The organism is Segetibacter sp. 3557_3 (assembly GCF_004354985.1).
GTDB lineage: Bacteria > Bacteroidota > Bacteroidia > Chitinophagales > Chitinophagaceae > Segetibacter.
In genome coordinates this window covers 210,428-227,522 of sequence record NZ_SMSK01000001.1, presented here as the reverse complement: position 1 = coordinate 227,522, position 17,095 = coordinate 210,428, and the positions used below count along the sequence as shown (strand labels likewise).

Annotated in this window: 10 protein-coding genes; all 10 read right to left on the bottom strand. The window is 47.3% G+C overall.

The genetic code is table 11. From position 1 onward, the window contains the following. Positions 1-70: 70 nt before the first annotated feature. The 10 genes from EXU57_RS00820 to EXU57_RS00775 all read right to left on the bottom strand — a co-directional run bounded on the left by EXU57_RS00820 (position 71) and on the right by EXU57_RS00775 (position 17,092). Positions 71-1,579: an FGGY-family carbohydrate kinase gene (locus EXU57_RS00820; protein WP_243745470.1), complete on the bottom strand. Its 1,509-nt coding sequence runs from the start codon at positions 1,577-1,579 to the stop codon at positions 71-73. Then, positions 1,525-2,985: an FGGY-family carbohydrate kinase gene (locus EXU57_RS00815; RefSeq protein WP_133266267.1), complete on the bottom strand. Its 1,461-nt coding sequence runs from the start codon at positions 2,983-2,985 to the stop codon at positions 1,525-1,527. The genes EXU57_RS00820 and EXU57_RS00815 overlap by 55 nt, the downstream gene beginning before the upstream one ends. Before the next feature lie 3 nt (positions 2,986-2,988). Then, complete coding sequence (locus EXU57_RS00810) at positions 2,989-4,002, bottom strand: 2-hydroxyacid dehydrogenase (protein WP_133266266.1); 1,014 nt, start codon at positions 4,000-4,002, stop codon at positions 2,989-2,991. A 102-nt stretch (positions 4,003-4,104) separates the two neighbouring features. Further along, on the bottom strand, positions 4,105-4,329 hold the full coding sequence (locus EXU57_RS00805; protein WP_133266265.1) for a hypothetical protein: 225 nt from the start codon (positions 4,327-4,329) through the stop codon (positions 4,105-4,107). Positions 4,330-4,459: 130 nt separating this feature from the next. Further along, positions 4,460-5,752 (bottom strand): MFS transporter, encoded by a 1,293-nt coding sequence (locus EXU57_RS00800; protein ID WP_133266264.1) that lies wholly within the window; start codon positions 5,750-5,752, stop codon positions 4,460-4,462. Positions 5,753-5,837: 85 nt separating this feature from the next. After that, positions 5,838-9,155: a carboxypeptidase regulatory-like domain-containing protein gene (locus EXU57_RS00795; protein ID WP_133266263.1), complete on the bottom strand. Its 3,318-nt coding sequence runs from the start codon at positions 9,153-9,155 to the stop codon at positions 5,838-5,840. 448 nt (positions 9,156-9,603) lie between these two features. Then, entirely contained in the window at positions 9,604-12,030 is a 2,427-nt protein-coding gene (locus EXU57_RS00790; RefSeq protein ID WP_133266262.1) for a bifunctional YncE family protein/alkaline phosphatase family protein, read from the bottom strand. A 551-nt stretch (positions 12,031-12,581) separates the two neighbouring features. Then, complete coding sequence (locus tag EXU57_RS00785; RefSeq protein WP_133266261.1) at positions 12,582-14,015, bottom strand: FAD-dependent oxidoreductase; 1,434 nt, start codon at positions 14,013-14,015, stop codon at positions 12,582-12,584. Then, positions 14,002-15,282, bottom strand: coding sequence for an MFS transporter (locus EXU57_RS00780; RefSeq protein WP_133266260.1), 1,281 nt, complete (start codon positions 15,280-15,282; stop codon positions 14,002-14,004). Before EXU57_RS00780 ends, EXU57_RS00785 begins: the two co-directional genes overlap by 14 nt. 130 nt (positions 15,283-15,412) lie before the next feature. After that, positions 15,413-17,092: a RagB/SusD family nutrient uptake outer membrane protein gene (locus EXU57_RS00775; RefSeq protein ID WP_133266259.1), complete on the bottom strand. Its 1,680-nt coding sequence runs from the start codon at positions 17,090-17,092 to the stop codon at positions 15,413-15,415. Positions 17,093-17,095 lie beyond the last annotated feature (3 nt).

The following is a 17,095-nucleotide window of genomic DNA, read 5'->3' as shown; positions in this document are numbered from 1 at the left end:
TTCTGGCGGGGTTCATCCAGGCGGGCAACGATGCCCAAATAGCAATCGGGACGCCTGGTCCAAAAAAATCTTAGTTGATCGACATGGCTTTTGTAAAACCTTTTTCTTGTAAAATTTCAACAAATGTTTGATAGTATCGTTCGTAAACAGCAGCGAGTTTCGGTTCGGGTTGAACTTGAGTTTCAACCTGCGTCATTGCTTTTACAGCCTCGAAAATAGATGGAAAATGGGTTTTAGATGCAGCAAGTATTGCAGCACCGGCTGCGCCGGTTACATGGCGCATTTTAATGAGCGGCTGGTTCAGGATGTTGCTTCGGATTTTAAGCCAGGTATCGTTGTTACTGGCTCCACCTGCCGTAAAGACCCGGTTAATTTTTTCACCGGTAAGCCCTTGTATCGTTTCAAATGCCAATCGCTCCACGTAGGCTACCCCTTCCATATTGGCGGCAAACAATGCAGCCTTAGATAGCCCGGTGGGGGCAAACCCCCTTGCGTGTGGTGCAACAAAAGGAAAGCGCTCGCCCTGCTGTTGTAAGGGGTAGGCAAAATGCCCGGTTGGAATTAGTTGCAACGCCTCTTTGGTCAGGTTGCTAAGATCCTCACCGAACTTGCTTGTAACCCAGTCCGCCCCGATGTTGCCGGCACCTCCGGGCATCCAAAATCCCTCGGGATGACGATGACTATAGATACGATCCTGCGGATCTTTAATTTCTTCCCTGGTAACTCCTTTAATAACGAGGGTGGTTCCGATGGTCGTATTCCATTCTCCCGGATGAACGGCACCTGAGGCTATCTGCGATGCACAACCATCAGTCATCCCGGCAACAACGGTAATTTCCTGCGTAAGCCCAAGTTCATGGGCCAATGATGGGTCGATATACCCGATGACTGTTCCCGGCGCAACAACCTCAGGAAACCAGGCGCGAACCAGTGGCAGTTTTTGAAACAGGTAACCCGGCCAGCATAAGTTACGGAGATCATAACCTGACTTTAGTACGTTGGTATAATCTGTGATCCCCCATCTGCCGCTGAGCTTCCCAATAATGAAGTCAGCTGCATGTACCCAGCGATGTATAAGGATTGCTTTTCCAGGGAAACGTTCAACAAACCAAACCATTTTGGAGAGTCCGCTGGAACTGTTGAAGCCGGTATAACCATCCGGTGCATACTCCATTGCAAGTTTCCTGCATAAGCTACCCTGTGCTTCGGAGCGCTTATCACTATACATGATAGCATTATGCAAGGGCTGTTGATTCACATCCAGGGGAATTACGGTACCCGATGTGGAAGTAACGGAGATCGCCCGGAGGCTTGTCAGGTCGACATCAGCTTTAGCCCGGGTAACAACAGCTTTAATAAGGTTTAAAGAAATGCTCCACCATTCCTGTGGTGACTGTTCTTCACGCGACTGTTCGCTTAATGCAAACGTTTCACCGGCAGTCGCCGCCACGTTACCCTGCACGTCGATCATCACAACGCGTGCTCCCTGGGTACCGATGTCGATACCTAAAAACAAGGGCGCACTCATAGTACTTCCTCCAATGTTGTTTGACGGAAGTCCGCCCGCACTCTTTTCCATTTATCGTACATGATAAGCTCACTCCCTTTGGGCCGGGGAATGATTTCATTGATATGGTTCTGCTGTATCATCGGTACCCCTAATGCTTCATTGCAAACGAGTGCGCCACCAACTACAGACGCTTGCTCAAAACCATCCCGGATGAGTATTCTTTTATCAATCAGGTTTGCAATAAATTGTAAGAGCATGCTGCTTTGAAATCCGCCACCACATGCCCAGACAAATTCGGGTGTATGCCCCGAAACAGCGCAAAGGGTTTGAAAATTCTCCCGGATCGAACAGGCAATGTCCCATAGTGTTGCCCGAACGAAACTTGCGCGGGTTAATTCATGCGATACCGGTGTACTAAAAATGAACCCGCCTTTTATAAGCGGTGACTTCTCTTCGGCTACCAATGACCCTAAGGAAGCTACGCAAGTTGACTTGCTGCTTTCTGCGAGCTCTTTTTCAATCACGTCGTAGCTTTCATTGGGGTAGAAAATCTCTTTTAACCGCTGATAATTTAAACCGGTGACCCCTGCATTTGCTTCCAGGATAAAGTGATCCCGATCAATGTGACGATTGGTCCACGTACGTTGCTGTTCGTCTGTTATATAATTGCCTACAATTTTGGCGATGGGTGTAGTTGTGCCCGAGACAATGACGATATCATCAACAGCCGGTTGCGTGCTTTTTATGGCAAGCTGTGTATCAGCACCGCCAACGATAACGACGGCTTTGGGGTTAATATTCAGCTGCTCAGCATAGTTTGGCAAAACCTTGCCGAGAATTGTTCCTGATAATGCAAGTGGTGGCAACGCAGCTTCGTCAATGTCGAAAATGGAACAAAGTTGCTCTGACCAACGTTTGTTCGCAACATCGTACAACAGGGTTTCAGAAGCTTGTGAGTGCTCGTAAACCGCGATACCCGATAATTGAAACTGGGCCCAGTCGCTTATGCTCAACATGAGGTTGAACCGGGTATAAATCTCGGGGCGGCGCTTTTTTATGCCGATCACCTTAAACGCCGAAAACAACGAGGTAGGATACCGGCCCGTAAGGCTGTAAACGAGGTTCTTGTCTTCAACAAGGTCCTCCCATTCGCGACCCCGGTGGTCGTGGTTTGATAACCCAATTAAAGCGTTACCCTCCCTATCTAACAACACTATTCCCTCCCGTTGACTTGATGCTGTTATCGCGATGATGTTGACTTCAGGATGGCGGTTCATTGCATCTGCAGCAAGAACCATGATCTGTTGCCATAATTCATTAGGGTCGAAATATAAGGCATCAGGATATCGATCATCGTTAACATACCTCAGGTTATCACGACCGAGGTATAATACCGTTCCGGCCTGGCTGGTCAGGGCTACCCGAACATTGCCCGTGCCGATATCAATAACCATGTAGCCTTCTTGTGTTGCCATAGTTTATAATTTATGTTCGGTGTGTGTTGCTAATACTTCTTTGTTCACCAGTAATCCATTTGATGAATTGCCGTTTACAAACCAATTCAACACGGCCTCGTTCATAATAGCTGCATGATGATCTTCTACTTCAAACGTTGCACCCATGATGTGGGGGGTAGCAAGTACGTTCGGCAAATGAATGATCTTATTATCAATTTCGTCTGGAGGCTCATGATCAAATACATCAAGCACGGCACCACGAATACGTTTCATTTCCAAAGCCTCAAGCAGGTGATCGCGGTTAACAACGATAGCCCTTGCTGAATTCACAAATATGGCATCCGGTTTCATTCGCGCAAGCAGCTCGCGGTTGATCATCCCTTTTGTATCCTCATTCACCGGCAGATGGATTGAAACGATATCGCTGCTTTCAAAAACATCTTCGATCGTTGTTTTGCGATAGCCTGGATCGTAGGATTTAATATAAGGATCGTAAAACTGGATCTTACAGGGAAAGTACCGTACCATATTTGCAATGCGTTGACCCACCGCCCCGAATCCTACCATACCTATCGTCTTTCCTGCGAGCTCATTACCTTTAAACTGCAGGTAAGATGTATGTGCTCCTTCACCCCAGTTTCCTCCTTTAAGCCATTCTATACCGGGAAGCGTATTGCGCAAAAATGTGATCACGTTTGCGATAAACATTTCGGCGACAGCCTGTGCATTACGTGCCGGGGTGTAGAACACGGGTATGCCTGCACGTGTAGCTGATGGTATTGCAACGTTTGAGGGGGTACCACGGCAAACCCCTATAAAATGCAGGTCGGGAAACAACGCAATTACCTTTTCTGTTACCTGGTCGTGCTCGGTAATTAATGCTTCTGCCCCGGTTTCAGTTAACAACCCCATCAATTCAGACTCGCTATATGCACGACCATTTTCTTTCCATGGCCTGTAAACAATCTCACCGATGGCATCGCTTAGTTGCTGTTGAGCCTGGCTGGTGTAAGGTGCCGTTATTAGTATCTTCATAACACTTGTTTTGCTGTTAACTATTGGTATTGTATTTACGTCACTGATCCGCGGGTTTCCGTGTGCTTTTTTGCGATCACAAAGTGTTTTGCCATCCATTGCCTATCCTGCGCACAGGTTAAAACCAAATTCGAGATTAAGCTTGTAAGCCTCCTTCATGGAGTATTTCAACAGTTCAATCCATTCCGGAGATAAGAACCTGGCACTTTGCGAAATGGTAGTGATCCGCCCAAGCCTCCGGCACTGCTCACCAGGAAACACTGCCCATTCCCCTTCGCCGAAATGCTTCCAGGTCCCTGGTGATACCTTCCTTATCGATGTTGCCATTGAACTACCAATGATTACACGAAGCCTTCGCCGCATCGGCAGGATTAAGAAAATTGTTTTGCAATCCGGCAAGCGAATAGTTCCTGTTGTAATCTCAATAGCAGCAAACCCTTACCCGCAATCAGGTGTATTAACTTGCCACTTGTTCGACAACCACATCCTGCCGCATATGACTTGTTGTTCTTGCATTTTCAGGCAGGGTGATAAACTTCGTTAAAATTGCGCTGATCACATACATCACCGCTAAGATCCAGATCACTCCCTCGTCGCCGGCTGATCCGATAAAAAGTCCAACAATCGCCGGACCGACAAATACCGGCAAACCCGCGCCCAGGTTTAATATCGCCATTGCAGCGCCTTTATCTTTTTTAACAAGGGATGGCACAAGGGCAGTCAGCGGAACATAGCCGGCAAGCGCCGCACCCCACAGAACCCCACAGAACAATACCATCCAGTAACTTGCACCAAACAGCTGTGGCGAATAGAAAAACAATAATGTGGTAATTGCACAGCCCACACCACCAAACCACATTACGGTATTACGCCAGCCGACAAAATCCCCAACGAAACCGAAGATGAGGTTGAATACGATATTGCTGGTGAAGATGGTTCCCCAAATGGTCAGCCATTCGATCGTAGAAAATCCGAATTGCGACATATACGTAGGCAAAAACACGGGGAAAGCAAACTGGGCCGTCGTGTTAATGATCCGAACTATTCCACCAAGCAAAACTTTAGGTTCTTCTTTTACAATCGTCAGACCCTTTACCAGCTCCTGCGCCTTGCTTCCAGCTTCGCCTTTATGCTGCGAAACAAACTTGTCCTTGTTAAGTATAAGCGCAAAAAACGCACCCACCAACACCCAGAAAATAGAACTCCAAAGCGTATTTAAATAGCCGAGGTGTTGAATTGCCCAACTTGAATAATAAGCACCAAATACATTCAGCCCACCGGTAAATACAAACCAAAACCAACCTACCGCCCTGCCCAATTTATTGTGAGGACTTCGATAAGTAATCCACACCAGGAATGAATAAGCAAACAGAGGGTAACCAAAACCACGGATTGCATAGGTGATTAGCATGATGCTGTAGTTCTGATCCTCCAATCCATAGCCAACGAAGCCACAGGTTCCAATAATATAAAGTAGCAAACCGACGAGCATAGTTTTCTTTGGGCCATAACCTTCGGCCAGTACCCCCGAGAACCACGACGAAACAGCGATTGTAATCCCATAAACCGTAAACAGCAAGGCAGATTGTTGAATGCTCATTCCCTTCTCCAATAAATAAGGACTCAGCCATCCCTGTTCAACCCCATCCCCCATCATAAATATGAGGATTCCGAGGTACCCCCACCCTAATGATTTGGGGATCCCGACACGGTCAAGGAGCCCGTTTTCTGTTGTGCTTGTATTGTGCATTTCATTAATGTTGTGATGATCAGAAACGAGGACGAGAAATATATCTTCAGGTCTTACTCAAGAAAGGTTTTTGGTTTACATCCGGCTATTGGAATGAATAGCGAATGCCCAGTTGAATTCTCCATGGGGTTCCACCGATTTGTTGCGCACTAATATTCTGCACCGCATATTGGTATTGCCGGGTTGCCTGGTTAAAGCCATTAATATTAAGCAGGTTGGTATTACCGCGATTGTTGTTTCTCCCTTTCTCTTTATCAAAGAGGTTTATAAAGTTAAAGATGTCGGCAGACAACTCTATTCGTTGGCTTTTGAGTGTTTTGATCGCTTTAATTAACCTTACATCCAGCGTTGTATAAAATGGGTTAACACCTCCATTGCGTTCAGCGATCTTGCCTAAACTCCTATTGATGTAATCTTTTACACTTTTGTCGGTAGCGGGATTACTCAACAAGTCCGCTATACCCTTTTTGATAGCATCTGGTGTGGCCGGATCATTAGGGTCATAAACATAAGCAAGGTCATTGTTCAAGACAAAGTCGCCGTTCAAACTGGTGCCGCCGCCAACGAGGAAGGAGTAGCGTGTGCCACCAATGCCGATGAGGGTTGCGCCCAGCTGAAAGCCTTTCCAGGATGGTGTTGCCCCGTTTAGTACAAGCTTGTCCCGGAAGTTTACATCGGCATACGAGTAGTTTAATTTTCTGGGATCATCCTTCACAGGTAAGCCGGTTGAGGTATTGGCTACGCAACAATTATAAGTAGAGTTATCCTTAGTGGTGTTGTAAGTATAGCTGGTATTTACGTAGCCATCGTTTCCTACACGCACGCTTGCATCCACCACCCAGGTCAGTTGATTACCCTCGCCCGGAGATATTAGTTCCAGCACGCGCCCAACCTCTGTTGTCTTCCTGGAGTCCTGCCAGTCAACAAGCCCTTTCGAGTTAATTTTTGCTGCAGGTACAAATACCCCGCGGTTGTCTTCCGCCTCAATACGAAAATATGGATCGTCCACCAGGTTGCGGTCTACATAAACATAGTTCTTCCAGGTATGCGAGTAGATGGCATTTAATCCTACCCTAAACCTTTCGCTAAAGAAATGATTGAAGTTAATGTTTGCTTTAAAGGTTGAAGGAACCTCGAAGTCTTTGCTAACCGCGTTAATGGTGGAAACGTATTTCACGCCTTGTGGTATGCCCGGTATGGAGCTGACATCCTTCCGGTATGCGGCAAAATCTGGTCTCGGAACCAGGTCACCGGTAACGTCGATCGACCCCACCTTGGTACCACTGTTCTGGATATTATTGACCATTGCATAATAGTGCGGTTGTGCCGCAAAAATGCCGCCTCCGATTTTAAGTATGTTTTTGCGTTTCCCATCGATATCCCATGTAGCCTGGAAACGTGGCTGAATGTTATTCCAGTCGTGCGGTTTTACATCGGTTCTTACGCCGAGCGTTTTATCAACAACCGGATTGTAATCCCCGGCGGTAAGAAAGGCTGTAGCATCGTAGCGCACGCCCAATTCAAGCTCAAGGTTATCCAAGGGACGCATATTCGCCTGGGCAAATACCGCCAGGTCGAGAATGGTTTGCTGAACGGTAGGCGCGCCTTGCAGGGGAACTTCACGTGCGTACCGGTATGCCTTCAGTGCGGCAAGGTCGGAGAGGTTATTAAAGAAAAACCGGCCATTCTGTTCACTAGATAAGTAGGTATCCATATAGGTGACCATGTTATCGGTGCCAAAGGTGAAATTTACTTTGTCGGTGTTCCAGTAAGCGGTATTGGACAGGTGCAACTGTTTCATCAGGTTTGACTCCGGGGAAAAGCGTTGACCGCCAAACTGCACTGTCCGGGTTTGTGTTGCATTTGGATTGGTAGTGGTTGGAAACGGAGAGGTTACGTTGATGATGGCACGTGGAATATTCTGGTAAGGAATGGGGTCCTGCGGTGTTTTAGGTTTATACGAGTACAGGTATTGAACATTTAATTCATTGGTCAGTTTTGGAGATATCGACGAGCGAAGTCCCAACATGATACTGGTTGAAACATCTTTGAAATTGTTGTACGACTCCAACAGGTTGATATTCGAGTTGTCGCCGTCGTTATAAGGCGAAAGGAAATGGGTGGTATTGCTTCTCAACGTTAATTTGTGCTTCCTGTTCAGTTGCCAGTCGAGCCTGAGAAAAGCCGTATTCGTGGTGGTCTTGCGGTCAAACTGACCAACCTGCTGACCCTTGACACCATAGAGCTCGGAAGCTATTTTAAGCAATTTATCGAGGGTGTCTTTCCTGATGCCTAACCTTGCTTCATCGTCCGCGTTTTTTATGTCGGCAATAACCAATGGTTGTGCGGCATCCTGGCGATCGTAGGCAATAAAAAAGTGGAGCTTGTCTTTGATGATCGGTCCACCAAGACTAAAGCCTGTCTGGTAATTACTAAAATCCTGCTCGCGTTTCACTCCCCTGATATCATAAGAACTCGACAATGCATTATTACGGAAATACATAAAGGCTGAGCCTTCAAAGTTGTTTGTACCGCTTTTTGTAACAGCGTTTATTGATCCACCCGATTGACGACCCTGCGAGACGTCGTAAGCATTTGTGACAATCTTGTATTCACGGATGGCCTCCAGTGAAATGGCATAGGGTCCTTCTGCTACCGTGCCGTTGGTCCATTGATTTTTGGCATTCATGCCATCAATGGTAATGTTGGTTCCAGTTTGCCGTTGTCCGCCTAAGCTAAAGTCGGTTGCACCCTGCAGTGGCGACAAGCTGTTTAGCCTTGTAAAGTTCCGGCCTTCATTAGGCAGGGTTTTAATTTGCCCGGCTGTAATTGACGTGGCGGCGCCGGCTTTCTGAATTTCCTTCTTGTACCCGCCCCTATCAGTTACCACCACTTCCTGCAGTATGCCGGCAGACTTTGATAAATCAATGTCGATGGTGAGCTTGTCACCAAAGTTCAAGGTATAACCTGTCCGCTTCTGCGATTGATAGTTGACATAGGTTACGGTGATGGTATAAGGTCCGCCGAGTGGAAGCTGGCGAAAAGAATACTCGCCTTTACCCGTCGTAATGGTGCGAGTGTTAAAACCTGTCGACTCGTTTCTGACCAACACCGTTGCACCCTGTAAGTAGCTACCGTCGGCCTCTTTTACAAGCCCGGTTATTGAAGCATCCGTACCCTGGGAAAAGCCGGAATTCGCCGCAAGCAGCAATGCTGTTAGAACAACACAAATTCGCAACCTGACATGAAGGCTCACCTTTGTATGGTGAGGAATCGTTTCGGCTGGCTGATGACCAATTTGTTGGTGACGGTTCTGCAGCGACAGGGCAACAGGTTGATGGAAAAAAAGCAGATTTGAAAAAAGGGCAACTCGTTCATTGGAGCAACCGTTAAGTTTTTTCATATGGCTTTGTTTTGGTAAGATGAAGGAAACAATCGTTGTAAGGAGGTAACCAGGATAAAAGGCGCCTGTGAATACCATGCGTCCACAGTACAATTATAAATTGTTTTTAGAAGTAAAAGAAAGTTTTGAAACAATTTTTTAAATAAAATAAACATTTTTAAACAGAAGGAAAGCTCATACAATATGAAGAGTATCAATAACCATATAGAGAGTCAAGCACTCCAACTAATATCCTGGTGTCTCTGTTGAATATGCACATAGCCTTAATCAATAGCACTTCTGTTCTTGTCGCTTAAGAGATGTTTACCTGATAGAACGATTAATATGCTGTAAGCCCGCCGATCACGCGAGCAGGACAGTAAGCAGCCGATAAGCGGCGCAACAAGGGCTTTACAGATGGTTCAGCCGGACCACGCAAAACTGATTGGTTAATTCAACTACAGGCTAACTAATCATCATCATCGTCTGCTTCAACCACTTTCAAAAACGCCGCACGTTTGGGTCCAGGGAAAGGAATAGACGGACCCTTGATTCCATACCAGAGCACCTCGTTAAATTCAACATCAGGTTCGGAGTCTTCTTTCGCCAGGTCGAATAATTCACTTCTGCGCTGCCAGGCGTTTCTTGCTTTGTTGGTTTCTTTCAGGTTAACTGCAGGGGTTTTTACCACCATGTTATACGGGCGCGATATGGTATCGAAGCACCGCCACATCGGGGTGGCAGCAGCATCGTATTGACTCATGGGCGGCAAGCCAAGAATGAGCTCTATCGTACGTAGCATGGAAGACGTGGTGTAGGGGGTATGATCAACCATTCCTCTTTTAACAAAGCCACCGGCCAGGTAAGCAGTACTCCTGTGCGCATCAACATGATCAGCTCCATTCTGTGCATCATCTTCAATTATGAAAACTGCAGTCTCGTTCCATATGGGGCTTTTGCTAAGGTGTTCAATAAATAAACCCACTGCAAGGTCATTATCTGCAACGTGTGCAAACGGTGTTGGCCGGTTTAGCTTAAGTCCTTCCGTATGATCATTACCCATACGGATGCTGCTAAAGCGGGGCACCGCATTAAGGGCTAACAAGGAGTCGAAGTCACGTTTCCATTGAGAAAAGCGTGTTGTATCGGGCACTGTCATATCGAACTCTTTGAAGTAAGGACACACATGATTGTTAAGGACTGGAAGATGTGCCCGGGTGCCGGTTGAAAACTCGCCATAGGTGCGATAAGAAAGACCGGCATCTTTACAAAGGTTCCAGATATACGTTTTGTTGTTTGCGATGGCCCTTTTGCCGGCAGCCGGCGATACTCCACCCCTGTTACTGTATTGTGCAGGCCAGTGTTTTTCGATAAAGTCTGTGGCATATGCGCCCATGGTCCAGCTATGCCCGTCAACACTTACTTCTGCATCAACAAAGAAGTTGTCGAGCAACACAAAGTCCCTGGCGAGCTGGTGTTGGTTAGGGGTAATTCGCTCACCAAAAAGCACGAGCGAAGTATCACCATTACCTTCTTTCATATCGCCCAAAACCTGGTCGTAGGTCCGGTTTTCTTTGATCACGTAAAACACATATTTGATTGGCGACTTGCCACCGGCGCGTGTGGGTACAGGATTGCCGGCTTTACCTTCGGCTGTTTCCCGGATTTTCTTGTTGTATGGCGTATTGTTATAAACCGCTTTTGAGTATATAGCTAATTGCGGGGCTGCCGGCTGCGGAATAATGCTGAGGCTGCCTTTAAAAAGGGCGGAAATATGTTGTACCTCGTCCGACTCATCTTCCCCTTCACCGGATATTGTTACCACTGTTTTTCTTTGCGCGGGATTAGGTCCCCGCGGGTTGGGCAATGAGGTTAGCCCCTTACCATTGGTTACCCATATCTGCTTATTGATGACTTTTACGTTTGTAGGATACCAGCCCGTTGGAATAAAACCTTTCGAGACACTTTTTCCAGGGTGTTCCACTTCAAATACGGAAAGGCAATTGTTATCGGCATTAGCGATGTACAGGTATTCTTCATTTGCACTCAGGGCAAGACCGTTTGGCGTAGAGCCCGCTGGTGCATCAGCAAACAGCGCGGTATTCAGGGTTTCGATAACGGCACCTTTTTCCAGGTCGATCAGCGATACGGTATTATCGTTAGCATTGCATACATACAGGTACCGTCCATTTTTCGACAGTACCATCTCGTTTGGATTATCGCCTACCCCAATTTCTCGCGTAAACCTTTTTGCAAGCACATCAAATTGCAAAACCTTATCGCAACCCCAGCAACTGATGTAAAGCAGGTTTTTATTTGCATCAAATACACAGGTATAAGCTTCACCAGGCAGGTCGAAACGTTCAACTACCTGCTTCGATTTCAGGTCCAGAATATAAAGGCTGTTGTTCTCTTTTGTTACAACATAAAGCATGTTTGCCTTTTCATTGATGGCGATGCCGCCGGGCGAAATCCGGGTTGGCCAGCGGGTGCCCAATACAAGGCTGTCTATAAGTTTTAGTTTACGATTAGTGATCGAATATTTCAGGATGATGTTGTTGTTGCCACCTGAAGCATAGAGAAACTGATCATTGCTGCCGAAAGCAAGTCCATACCACGCCCTGTCCACAGGAACCGAGTCAAGTTCCCGCCGGCTCTTTGCATCGAACAGCTGAATGCTTTGTGCGCCACGCCCATTGTTGGTGATGGCTACGTATTGACCGGATGGGCTCACCGCCATGTTTAGTGGAAGATCGCCCAATGGCAGGCTTTTACCAACCGGTGTTAACCGCCATCCGTTTGGTAGCTGAACCCGGCCCTGTTCTATTGAAGGCAAGGTTTGTCCGAACACCGTTGTAATGATTATTGAAAAGAAGGAAAGGAAGAAATACTTCATGAGTGGATGAACGATAAAGGATGAACTATGATGTTGAACTATGAATGATGAACGATGAATCAATGTCGTTGACTTAAGAACTTTTTTTGGAAGCCGGCGTTCGGAAAACTATTGAGCATCGTTGTGTCACTCACTTGTACTTGCAGCTATTCTATTCGGCTTTTTTTTATCTGATGCTTAAGTAAACTACATTGAACTATGAATGATGAACTCTAGGTGATGAAACGAAACATGGGGCAGCATCGCTGCAACCCGGATGAACTGCGTTTGGACAGGTGGCACTCCATCTTACAACAATTTCGCTACGAAGCTTTTCATAAAAGGTGGTAACGAAAATATATAAAACCTTAACTAAGCGATCAATATAGACCCGTTATCGCATATTCATGTTCGTCAACCTTGATGAATAAAGCGTTACCGTACAAGTGAGTGACACAACGATGTTGAAGAATATACTTCAGTTCGTCCCCAAAAAATATAATGCAAATGGCTATGCTCGTATTAGTTCGTTGCGCCAAATTCGCCAACACCATGTTGTAAAGACACCAGGTTTAGTAAGCAGCGCCGGCAGATAGCTCCTGCATGGTTTCCTTAGCATCTGGCGTACGCAGGTAAGCTCCGCTATCCAGGAGTTCCTGTTGCAATTCACTTACATCGACATCAGCCACCCGTATGCCTTTACGTACCGCCAGCTTTGCTGCCCTGCCTGCAGCTTCGCCCATGGCCATACAGGGCGCCATCACTCGTATGGCCGACATAGCTTCGTGAGTGGTGGAGATGCAACGACCAGCCACCAATAAGTTATTTACCCTTTGCGGCAGGAATGATCGGTACGGAATGTCGTAACAATCGCCGCACCAGGTGAGCGTACAACCGCCGCCAACGGGATGGTGTATATCCAGCGGGTAACTTGCTACGGCAACCGCATCGGGGAAATGCGCGCAACCCAAAACGTCTTCCTGGGTCATCACGTATTGCCCGACTATTCGCCTGGTTTCGCGTATGCCCAGGAAAGGCGCCGTCTTTGTAAAAAATGCATTTTCGAACCCTGGAACGTAGTTGACGAGGTACTTCTGGATGTCTTCTATTTGGCGGCGGCCCTCAATTTCACCATACGATAAACTTCCCGGATCTGTTCCATCTACCCCGTTTACACGGGTCATGTTCACCCACATCTCACCTTTACGCAACCCCGTAATCAGGATGGTTCTTTCTGTTGGCAGCTTGAGTCCATCCTCCTGTGCATGTTGAATATGATTGCGGAGGCCCACTAATACATACTGGTGATTTTGGCCAAAATATTCTGCCGGTATAAAGTCGGTTAGGTAGGTCCTTGGTTCCTCGGCGATACTGAGCCTGAGTTTGTCGGTATCCACCCCGCCCAGACAAAACATAAGGGTTGGAGGTTGCATGCCGCCGTTTTCATTGCCTTTTTCGCAAGGCACACCGGCACGGTAGGCTACATCGGCGTCGCCTGTGCAGTCTATGACAACTTTTGCAAGAATCACTTCGCGTCCCGCTTTACTTTCGATGATGACGCCTTGCAAGTCATCGCCATGCATTACTACACCCGCGCAAAAAACATAGAATAGCACCTCCACCCCAGCTTCTACCAGCATACTTAAAGCAACCGCCTTTACAGCCTCCTGCTCAACCAGCGTAAGGCTCATATGTAGCGGACAAGGGCGGTGTTCGCTTGCCGCATCTTGTTCTTTTAAACGATCGATAAACTTCTGTGGAAGGCCTTTAATGATCTGGTTGCCTTTTTGCCCGAGAAATCCAAGTATGGGTAAGCCAATCGTGAGGTTGCCACCAACAAATGAGCGGCTCTCGATCAGCATAACATTCAGGCCATCCTCCGCTGCCGCCTGTGCGGCAATGATGCCTGAGGGTCCGCCCCCAACAACCAATATGTCAACTTGTTTTCGAACCGGCACTTGCTTTTCCGGTTCTGTGATATAGCCAAATGAATTATTGTTCTGCATATGTTTTAGTTAAGGTAATGGTGTCAGATGTTGCATTTGCAGGACGCTCCTTTCTTACCATGATCCATAAAATCAGGATGGCGATTGGATGAAGGAGCGCCATAGCAATAAATATTTTTTCAGCTCCCAGGGTACCGATAAACTGGCCGATAAAGTAATTAAATAGTACCGCACCTGCTGCCCCAAATCCACCCGCTATACCAAGTACGCTGGCCGCATTGTTAACCGGGAATGCCTCGGCGATAACTACGCTAATGGTGAACAGCCACGACAAGGCGGCAATGGCAACAATGCTAAATATGGCAAGCGTAAACACGGCATTTGGCAGGTATGGGGTAAGCGCACAAAGCGGGGCAAAAAAGCCTATGGTAGTAAGCATTTTTTTACGCGCGGCTAATGGCTGCATCCCATTTTTTACCATCCTGTCGGACCAGGCGGAAGTACTGATACTGCCGAGATCAGCTACCAGGAAAGGTATCCATCCAACCATGCCCACCTGTGCAAGGGTAAGTCCTGACGCTTCCTGCAGGTAACCGGGTAACCAGAACAAACAGAAGTACCACACCGGATCGCTGATAAAGCGAATCAACAGGATACCCCACAACGTCCTGGTTCGCCAAAGCTGCCCCCATCTAAACTGCCGGGTATCCCTGATCTGAGCGGTACCCACGGCTTCTGCTATGATCTCTTTAGGTGGATCGCGGTAAATGAGCCACCAGCTGATTGCAATGAATAACCCGATGGCACCTGAAACATAAAACACGGTGTGCCAATTATACCTAATCGCCAGCCAAGCCACCAGCGGTGGTGCTATGATCGCACCGATAGAGCTACCTGCAACGCAAAGGCTGTTTGCAGTAGCCCGTAATTTTCCCGGAAACCAGATGGTGATAACCTTTAGCTGAGCCGGAAAATTGGTTGGTTCAGCAAGGCCGAGCATCGCCCTAAAAAAGCCAAACTGCCCAACGGTCCTGGAGATACCACCACCGATACAGGCAAGGGACCAGCCGATAATACCAAAAAACATGATCCGCTTTGCGCCAAACCTGTCGACCAGCCACCCGCTAACCGGGTACATAACGGCATAGCAAATGGTGAACAGGTTGATGATTACAGCATAGCCATCATCACCAAGGTTAAACTCTCCCTTGAGCACCGGCTTTAAGATTGATACAATCTGCCGGTCGAGGTAGTTAAATACAATTGCAACAAATATGATTGCAACAATAAACCACCGGCGCTTTCCAGGTACAATAGTTATCGCCATTCAATGTCGTTAGATATAAAGGAATGCAGTTTCCTGATCCTTGTTCCTGGTGTTAATTGTACTTAAAGCTGGTACACATTTTACTGATTGGCAGCTTTGCACTAATCCATTTTCGAAGCCTGTTGTACCACTAATAACCTGGATTTTGCACCAGCTTTTTATTGGTTAATATTTCGATACCGGGAATAGGAAATAAGTAATCGCGACCAGCATTAAAAATCTTTGTCTCTATTAACCGCATATCTGCGCGATTGGTAACATTGCTGTAGTTTGGTGTTCCATTGGCGTCGATTACCGGTGGGTTCGAAAGCAAGCCTCTTGGTACCCTGCCATAAACGGGTCCGTTCATTACCTGTTCAGCAATCTTCCAACGGCGGATATCTGCAAGCCTCAGGCCCTCCATTGCAAATTCATATTTGCGCTCCTTGCGTACTGCAGAACGCATTTCGGCCTGGGTTTTACCTGGTGTGATAACTGGCATGAGCACCGTAGGCCGTTGCCTGACGGCGTTGATGGCGGCGTAAACCGAGTTGTCGATCTGGTTCAATTCAATCTTCGCTTCTGCATAGATCAGTAATACCTCAGCATAACGCATCAGGATTATCGGCAACTCCGAATTCTGGTTATCGGCCCGGTCAACTTCATCGCAATACTTTCGCCACACATAACCCGTGAAAGTAGCAAAAGCGTGGGTTGCATCGGTATTGGCCACCCGGGTAGCGGGTGTTGTATTGTAGTTCCAGGTGGTGAGGCTGTCCTTATGGGTTTCGAAATTAAAGCCAAACAGCACGGTGCCTGGCAGCGCTACAGTCATCCCCAAACGCGGATCCCGGTTGTCGTATGGCCTTGCCGGATTGTAAAGTGGCGACTTATCGATAGACAGTCCGTCCCTGGCTTCGTAGGTATCGATAAAACTTTGTAGTGGTACTTTGTCGCAAACTCCTCCCGGCAGGCGGGAAAGAAAGTAACGGGGCGTGGTATGGGTTACAACCGTTTTCTTATACTGTAATGAAAGAATGATCTCCCTTGATGATGCACCAGCGTACCTGAATAACTCTCCGAAATTGGTGTGCAACTGGTATTTGTTCAGGTTCATCACCTCTTGCGCCGCCTGTGCGGCCATATCCCATTTTGCGTGATACAAGGCTGTTCTTGCCTTGAAAGCAAGCGCGGCACCTTTTGTTGCGCGGCCATTGTTCATCGCATCCTGGTTAAGTGGAAGATCAACAGCAGCTTCAGTCATTTCTTTCAGGATGAAGTCCACAACCTCTTCTTTCTTAGTACGCTCTACCTGCGATGCTTCGAGGCTTAGCCCGGTGGTAATTAAGGGCACGTCGCCAAAAAGCGTAAGAAGGTAGTGGTAGTGTAGGGCTCGAATAAAACGGGCCTCCGCTTTTACCTGGTTAAACAGGTTTGCCGGTATTTTATCTTTAAGCCGATCGATGTTATCGAGTAAAAAGTTGCACCGGCCGATGCCTTTGTAGGTCTCCCGCCACTTTAGTAAAACGATGTCGTTGTTGACGTCGAAGGCACCCTTACCAAGATCCTGCAGGGCGCCGTTTGTACGTTCCCAGCAGATGTCGGAAACAGCGTCGATAAAAATGTGCCATGGCAATCTCAGGGAGCCATTGCCGTAATTGAGTTGCTGGTAACAACCATAAAGACCCATCATCAGCTCATCCTGGTTGGAATAAAATGAAGCGGAAGACGGCCCGGAAAGCGGGTACTTTTCAAGGTAATCCTTGTTGCACCCCGGCAGGATTGTAATCAGGCAAATTGCCGCCAGAAATGTTATCGTAATTTTTGACATTGG

Excerpts from the sequence above, each read along its gene's own strand:
- EXU57_RS00820 (WP_243745470.1), bottom strand. The coding sequence starts at position 1,579 with ATGGAAAAGAGTGCGGGCGGACTTCCGTCAAACAACATTGGAGGAAGT.
- EXU57_RS00815 (WP_133266267.1), bottom strand. The coding sequence starts at position 2,985 with ATGGCAACACAAGAAGGCTACATGGTTATTGATATCGGCACGGGCAAT.
- EXU57_RS00810 (WP_133266266.1), bottom strand. The coding sequence starts at position 4,002 with ATGAAGATACTAATAACGGCACCTTACACCAGCCAGGCTCAACAGCAA.
- EXU57_RS00805 (WP_133266265.1), bottom strand. The coding sequence starts at position 4,329 with ATGGCAACATCGATAAGGAAGGTATCACCAGGGACCTGGAAGCATTTC.
- EXU57_RS00800 (WP_133266264.1), bottom strand. The coding sequence starts at position 5,752 with ATGCACAATACAAGCACAACAGAAAACGGGCTCCTTGACCGTGTCGGG.
- EXU57_RS00795 (WP_133266263.1), bottom strand. The coding sequence starts at position 9,155 with ATGAAAAAACTTAACGGTTGCTCCAATGAACGAGTTGCCCTTTTTTCA.
- EXU57_RS00790 (WP_133266262.1), bottom strand. The coding sequence starts at position 12,030 with ATGAAGTATTTCTTCCTTTCCTTCTTTTCAATAATCATTACAACGGTG.
- EXU57_RS00785 (WP_133266261.1), bottom strand. The coding sequence starts at position 14,015 with ATGCAGAACAATAATTCATTTGGCTATATCACAGAACCGGAAAAGCAA.
- EXU57_RS00780 (WP_133266260.1), bottom strand. The coding sequence starts at position 15,282 with ATGGCGATAACTATTGTACCTGGAAAGCGCCGGTGGTTTATTGTTGCA.
- EXU57_RS00775 (WP_133266259.1), bottom strand. The coding sequence starts at position 17,092 with ATGTCAAAAATTACGATAACATTTCTGGCGGCAATTTGCCTGATTACA.